Source organism: Saccharopolyspora sp. (assembly GCF_017434145.1).
Taxonomy (GTDB): Bacteria; Actinomycetota; Actinomycetes; order Mycobacteriales; family Pseudonocardiaceae; genus Saccharopolyspora_C; species Saccharopolyspora_C galaxeae.
This window is the reverse complement of record NZ_JAFRFW010000368.1, coordinates 1-6,653: the sequence shown is the minus strand read 5'-3', so window position 1 is coordinate 6,653 and position 6,653 is coordinate 1. Positions and strand designations below refer to the sequence as shown.

Here is a 6,653-nt window from a genome sequence, read left to right as displayed (position 1 = left end):
GTGGTGCCCGGCCGTTGCAGGTGCCCGGCACGTGTCTGGTTCTGCTTCATCGTCCTTCAAGATCTCTTCGCCGTAACCCCCGGACACGATACGGCCCGCCCCGGAAGTCCGGGACGGGCCGTTCGCCGTGCTGCTCGCGGACGCCGGCGGTGCGGCGTCCGCGATGGATCATTCGGCGGTGGCTCCGGCTTCCTCGGCCGGGGCCTGCTCGCCGGACTCAGCCGACTCGCCCGATCCCTCGTCCGATCCGCCGGACTCGCCGTCCTCGTCCACGACGATCAGGCTGATCTTGCCGCGGTTGTCGATGTCGGCGATCTCCACGCGCAGCTTGTCGCCGACGTTGACCACGTCCTCGACCTTGCCGATGCGCTTGCCGTTGCCCAGCTTGGAGATGTGCACCAACCCGTCCTTGCCGGGCAGCAGCGAGACGAACGCGCCGAAGGCCGCGGTCTTGACCACGGTGCCCAGGAACCGCTCGCCCACCTTCGGCAGCTGCGGGTTCGCGATGCCGTTGATCTTGTCGATGGCGGCCTCCGCGGACGGGCCGTCGGCGGCGCCCACGTAGATCGTGCCGTCGTCCTCGATGGTGATCTCGGCGCCGGTCTCCTCGGTGATCGTGTTGATCATCTTGCCCTTCGGCCCGATCACCTCACCGATCTTGTCCACCGGGATGGAGATCGAGGTGACCCGCGGCGCGTACGGGCTCATCTCGTCCGGCGTGCCGATCGCCTCGGCCATCACGCCGAGGATGGTGAAGCGCGCGTCCCGGGCCTGGCCCAGGGCCTGCGCCAGCACCTCGGACGGGATGCCGTCCAGCTTGGTGTCCAGCTGCAGCGCGGTCACGAAGTCCTTGGTGCCCGCGACCTTGAAGTCCATGTCGCCGAAGGCGTCCTCGGCGCCGAGGATGTCGGTCAGCGCGACGTAGTGCGTCTTGTCGTCCACCACGTCCGAGACCAGGCCCATCGCGATGCCCGCAACCGGGGCCTTCAGCGGCACACCGGCGTTGAGCAGCGACAGCGTCGAGGCGCACACCGAGCCCATCGAGGTCGACCCGTTCGAGCCCAGCGCCTCGGAGACCTGCCGCAGCGCGTACGGGAACTCCTCGCGGGAGGGCAGCACCGGCAGCAGCGCCCGCTCGGCCAGCGCACCGTGGCCGATCTCGCGGCGCTTCGGGCTGCCGACCCGGCCGGTCTCGCCGGTCGAGTAGGGCGGGAAGTTGTAGTGGTGCATGTAGCGCTTGGCCGTGTCCGGGCCGAGGCTGTCGATGGTCTGCTCCATGCGCAGCATGTTCAGCGTGGACACGCCCAAGATCTGGGTCTCGCCGCGCTCGAACAGCGCCGAACCGTGCGTCCGCGGGATCACGCCGACCTCGGCGGAGAGGCTGCGGATGTCGGTCAGGCCGCGGCCGTCGATGCGGACCTGCTCGGTGATGATGCGCTGCCGCACCAGCTTCTTGGTCAGCGCCTTGAACGCGGCACCGACCTCCTTCTCGCGGCCGGCGAACGGCTGCTCCTCGGCGACGCCGACCTTGTCCAGCGCGGCCTGCTTGACCTCGTCGATGCGGTTCTCGCGCTCCTGCTTGCCCGCGATGGCCAGCGCCTGCGACAGGTCGCCGGAGATCGCGTCCTCGACGGCGCTGTAGACGTCGTCCTCGTAGGCCGGGAACACCGGGTAGTCCCCGGTGCTCTTGCCCGCGGCCTGCGCGAGCTGCTGCTGGGCCTGGCACAGGGTGCGGATGAACGGCTTCGCCGCCTCCAGCCCCTCGGCCACGACCTCCTCGGTGGGCGCCTGCGCGCCGTTGCCGACCAGCTCGACGGTGTGCTCGGTGGACTCGGCCTCGACCATCATGATCGCGACGTCGTCACCCACGATGCGCCCGGCGACGACCATGTTGAACACGGCCCGCTGCAGCTGCTCGTAGGTCGGGAACGCGACCCACTGCCCGTCGACCAGCGCCATCCGGGTGCCGCCGACCGGGCCGGAGAACGGCAGGCCGGAAAGCTGGGTGGAGGCCGACGCGCCGTTGATCGCGAGCACGTCGTAGGGGTCCTTCGGGTCCAGGCTCATCACCGTGACCACGACCTGGACCTCGTTGCGCAGGTTGTCCACGAAGGTCGGGCGCAGCGGCCGGTCGATCAGCCGGCAGGTCAGGATCGCGTCGGTGGACGGGCGGCCCTCCCGGCGGAAGAACGAGCCGGGAATGCGGCCCGCCGCGTACATCCGCTCCTCGACATCCACCGTCAGCGGGAAGAAGTCGAGATTCTCCTTGGGCTGCTTGGAGGCCGTGGTGGCCGACAGCAGCATGGTCTCGTCGTCCAGGTAGGCCACGACGCTGCCCGCGGCCTGCTTGGCCAGCCTGCCCGTCTCGAACCGGACCTCGCGGGTGCCGAAGGCGCCGTTGTCCAGTACGGCCGTCGTCTCGTAGACGCCTTCGTCGACGTTGGACGCTTGTGTCAAGTGGAACTCCTCGTTTCCGCAAGGGTCCACGACTGCGCGGGTGAGTCTTCCGGCGAGGCCGGTCATCGATCGAAGCGCCCGGGGCGGGAAACCGCCCGCGGAAGCCACTACCGAGGACCGGCGGAGCTGACCCGCCGTGGGCGTGGACCCGGGTATTTGCGGGCAACCGCGTGCCCGCGTTCTCTCATTGGGTTGTGCGACCGGGGGAGCATCCACAATGGAACGCTCCCCCGGGGCGGGTCAACGACGCAGGCCGAGCCGCTGGATCAACGAACGGTACCGTCCGATGTCCACCTTGGTCAGGTAGTTCAGCAGCCGGCGGCGACGACCGACCATCAGCAGCAGGCCGCGACGCGAGTGGTGGTCGTGCTTGTGCTGCTTGAGGTGCTCGGTCAGGCCCGAGATCCGGTTGGTCAGCAGGGCCACCTGGGCCTCGGCCGAACCCGTGTCGGATTCGTGCAGGCCGTAGTCGCTCAGGATCTGCTTCTTCTCGGTAGTGGACAGCGCCACGAGTTGACTCTCCTTGTTTCGCGTGCCGTGTCAGGGAGTGCGTCGCCGGGCGGCACCGGAGTGCGGCACCGCGGCGGGCACCGGTGGGAATCCCCGGGTCGAGCCCGGCGGCAGCGGCCGGAAGGAGCGCGGCGTCGCAGGTGCCCCGCATCGGTGCCTGCTCCGCGACTGCCTTCGCACCGCCGATCCCGTCCGGCGGATTGCGGCCGACGATGTCGGACCGCGCCGATTCGGTGATCTCCCGGCTGCCCATCTCCCGACTGCCAGCTTCTCGGCTGCCCAGCGTCCCCACGGATACGGCCGCCACGGACTACAGCCGAATCCACCGAGCAGGATATCAGGGCCTGCGCATCAGCCCTGGTCCCCGGCATCCGAACGCCGTGCATGCGGGGGCCCTGCATCCGAGGGCGCTGCATCCGAACTTGCGGCATCCCGGCCCTCCGCATCCGGACCACCGAGCCGCACCCGGTGCACCGTCCGGTAAGCGGACCCCTCGGCTTCCTGGTCGGAGCGCACCAGCGCGACCTCGCCGACCTCCCACCACGGGCCGGAGTAGGCCCGCAGCAGACCGGTGAGCCGGCCTCCGCTCGGCCGCCCCGCGTTCCAGCGGGCCACGGTGAGGTGCGCGCGGAACTCCTCCGGATCGCCGCCTGCTGCCCGCACCAACTCCCGCAGCAGCTCCGCGTCCCGGCCCGAGGCGGGTTCCGCGCCGACCCACAGCACGCTGCGGAACGCGCCCGCTCCGGTCAGCCGCAGGTGCGGTCGCCCGGTGAGTCCGGCGACGCGCCGGTCCAGCCGTTCGCTCAGCGGCCCGGGTTCGGCGCTGCCGTGGAAGCGCAGCGTCAGGTGCCACTTGGAGGCCGGAACGAACCGGAACCGCCGCAGTCCTTCCGAGGCTGCCGCCACGCGCGCGGCCGCTAGCCCGGAGACGGCGCCCGCCAGGTGCTCGACCGCGGCCTGCGACGGCCACAACGCCGTGAACAGGCGCGGCGCCCGATCCGCTTCCGACTCGCCCGGCACGACCTCAAGATTCCCCGTTCGCGGCCCGGCGTAACAGTCCGGCCAGCGCCGGGTAGCGCCCGTCGATCAGCGCGGCCGCCTGCTCCAGCTCGCTGGGCTTGGCGACTTCGCGGAGCACCGGCCACGCCACCTGTTCACCGTTGCCCGGCACCGGCAGCGTGTCGCGGCCGACCGACGGGTGCGAGTCCCGCACGTCGGCCAGCGCCTGCTCGATCGCCTCCGACTCGCCCGCGGTCACCCCGGGGATGAGCACCTTGCGTTCCAGCATCACCAGCCTGGCCAGCACCGATGGGTTGCCGATCTTGGCGCGGCGGCCGCTCATCACCTGGCTGAGCATCGGGGCGCTGATGCCCAGCACCTCGGCGAGCTGGGCCTGCGAGGTCCGGAAGGCGACCACGAGGCGGCGCACCCGGTCCCCCAGCGGCTCGCCGTACCACTGCCGCTGCAGATCCAGATTGCGCTGGACGCTCTTGTGCTCCGCCACTTCAGCTCCCCCGGTGCCCTCGGTCGTGCTGGACGCGCCCGGAGCGAGTCCGGGCCCGGCCGGTCCTGAATACTGCCAGGTCATCGCGCGTTCGCGGAGTGGAACGCGAATTTCGTTCAATCGTCGGTTCACTGCCGGACGCCGAGGATCTCGCGGGTCTCGGCGACGTCCTGGTTCATCCGCTCGATCAGCTCGTCGGCCGAATCGAAGCGCACCATCCCGCGCAGCCGCCGCACGAAGTCCAGCGACACGTGCTCGCCGTAGAAGTCGGTGTGCACGTCCAGCACGAACGCCTCCACGGTGCGCTCGGTCCCGGAGAAGGTGGGGTTGCTGCCGACCGAGACGGCCGCGGGCAACGTCTCGCCGGGCCCGGTCGAGCCCCGGTGGCGGTGGGTGAACCAGCAGGCGTAGACCCCGTCGGCGGGGATCGCCGAGTAGGCCGGGCTGGACAGGTTCGCGGTCGGGAATCCCAGCTCGCTGCCGCCGCGGCCGGCGCCGCGCACCACGATCCCCTCCAGCCGGTGGTACCGGCCCAGTGCGGAGGCGGCGGCCACCACGTCACCGGCGTCGATGCAGGAGCGGATGTAGGTCGAGGAGAACGTCACCGGGGCGTCGACCACACCGCCGGAATTCTCGGCCTTGCCGCTGAGCAGGCTGTCCGAGGCGACTTCGAAACCGAACCGCTCGCCCAGCTGGTGCAGCATCCCGATGTCACCGGCCGCGCGGTGCCCGAAGGTGAAGTTCTCCCCCACCACGACCAGCGCCGCGTGCAGCCGTTCCACCAGCAGCTCGTGCACGAACTCGTCCGCGGCCATCCGGGACAGCTCGGCGGTGAACGGCAGCACGCAGAACACGTCCACTCCGAGCGATTCGGCGAGCTCGGCGCGCTGGCGCAGGGTGGTCAGCTGCGCGGGGTGGCTGCCGGGGCGCACCACCTCCGCGGGGTGCGGGTCGAAGGTCATCAGCACGCACGGGAGTCCGCGCTCGCGGGCGGTGCGCACCGCGTGGCTGATCAACTGCTGGTGCCCGCGGTGCACTCCGTCGAAGACCCCGATGGTCACCACGCACCGGCCCCAGCCGCCGGGAAGCTGCTCCAAACCGCGCCAACGCTGCACGGCTGGCAAGCGTAATGCCTGCCCCGCGCACGCGGTTCAACCCGCCGGGGTGAGCACCAGGACCGGGCGTGCCGTGCGGCCCTGGTCGCGCACCAGCGCCACCGCGCGCCCGTCCGGTCCGAACACGCCGCAGGTCCCGGCCAGCCCGGTCGGCGGGATCTGCTGGCCGTGCGCGAGCGCGCGCACGGTGCCCTCGTCGGTGTCGTAGCGGGTGAAAGCGGTGGCGATGGCCTGGTCCAAGCCCATGGACAGGCCGGGTTCGGCTTCGAGCTGGTCGAGCGTGCGGGCGGTGGCCAGCCCGAACGGTCCGACCCGGCTGCGCCGCAACCGGCCGAGGTGCCCGCCGACGCCGAGGCGCTGCCCCAAATCGCGGGCCAGTGCTCGCACGTAGGTGCCGGAGGAGCATTCGACCAGCACGTCGAGTTCGAGCACCGCCCCGGCGTCCGGATCGTCGCTCTCGGGCCGCAGCGCGAGCAGGTCGAACCGGGACACCGTGACCGGGCGGGCGTCCAGTTCCACCTCTTGCCCGGCCCGCGCGAGTTCGTAGGCGCGTTTGCCGTTGACCTTGACCGCGCTGACCGCGCTGGGCACCTGCTGCAGCTCGCCGGTCAGCTCGGCGATGTCGTCCCGGATCGCCTGCTCGGCGACGCCGGACGGGTCGGTGCTGGAGAGCACCTCGCCCTCGGCGTCGTCGGTGCTGGTGGCGACCCCGAGCCGGATGGTCGCCAAGTACGCCTTGGTGTCCAGCGCGAGATGCCCGAGCAGCTTGGTCGCCCGCTCCAGGCCCAGCACCAGCACCCCGGTGGCCATCGGGTCCAGCGTGCCCGCGTGCCCGACCTTGCGGGTGCCCATGATGCGCCGGACTCGCGACACCACGTCGTGCGAGGTCATGCCCGCCGGCTTGTCGACGATCAGCAGGCCGGGCGGTACGGCTGGGCGGTTGCGGGCGGTGCGGGAACGCTCGGACACGGCGACTCATCCTCCCCGACCCGCCGCGCAGTGCGGCAGCGGCCCCGGGCTGGGCGCTGTTGCCCGAGCGGCGCCGGCCGCCTGCCTCGCGGGACTCG

General features: G+C 71.4%; 6 protein-coding genes. All 6 read right to left on the bottom strand.

Annotated elements, in window-relative coordinates:
• Positions 1 to 168: 168 nt before the first annotated feature.
• The 6 genes from IJH84_RS10025 to truB all read right to left on the bottom strand — a co-directional run bounded on the left by IJH84_RS10025 (position 169) and on the right by truB (position 6,555).
• Positions 169 to 2,457 (bottom strand): polyribonucleotide nucleotidyltransferase, encoded by a 2,289-nt coding sequence (locus IJH84_RS10025; protein ID WP_295143117.1) that lies wholly within the window; start codon positions 2,455 to 2,457, stop codon positions 169 to 171.
• Positions 2,458 to 2,697: 240 nt separating this feature from the next.
• Positions 2,698 to 2,967, bottom strand: coding sequence for a 30S ribosomal protein S15 (gene rpsO, locus IJH84_RS10020; RefSeq protein ID WP_200070075.1), 270 nt, complete (start codon positions 2,965 to 2,967; stop codon positions 2,698 to 2,700).
• A 351-nt stretch (positions 2,968 to 3,318) separates the two neighbouring features.
• Positions 3,319 to 3,987, bottom strand: a complete 669-nt coding sequence (locus IJH84_RS10015; RefSeq protein WP_295143114.1) for a 2'-5' RNA ligase family protein — start codon at positions 3,985 to 3,987, stop codon at positions 3,319 to 3,321.
• Between the two features lie 4 nt (positions 3,988 to 3,991).
• On the bottom strand, positions 3,992 to 4,471 hold the full coding sequence (locus IJH84_RS10010) for a helix-turn-helix transcriptional regulator (protein WP_200070077.1): 480 nt from the start codon (positions 4,469 to 4,471) through the stop codon (positions 3,992 to 3,994).
• Between the two features lie 128 nt (positions 4,472 to 4,599).
• Entirely contained in the window at positions 4,600 to 5,586 is a 987-nt protein-coding gene (locus IJH84_RS10005; protein ID WP_200070078.1) for a bifunctional riboflavin kinase/FAD synthetase, read from the bottom strand.
• Positions 5,587 to 5,622: 36 nt separating this feature from the next.
• Positions 5,623 to 6,555, bottom strand: coding sequence for a tRNA pseudouridine(55) synthase TruB (truB, locus tag IJH84_RS10000; protein ID WP_295143110.1), 933 nt, complete (start codon positions 6,553 to 6,555; stop codon positions 5,623 to 5,625).
• Positions 6,556 to 6,653: the final 98 nt, after the last annotated feature.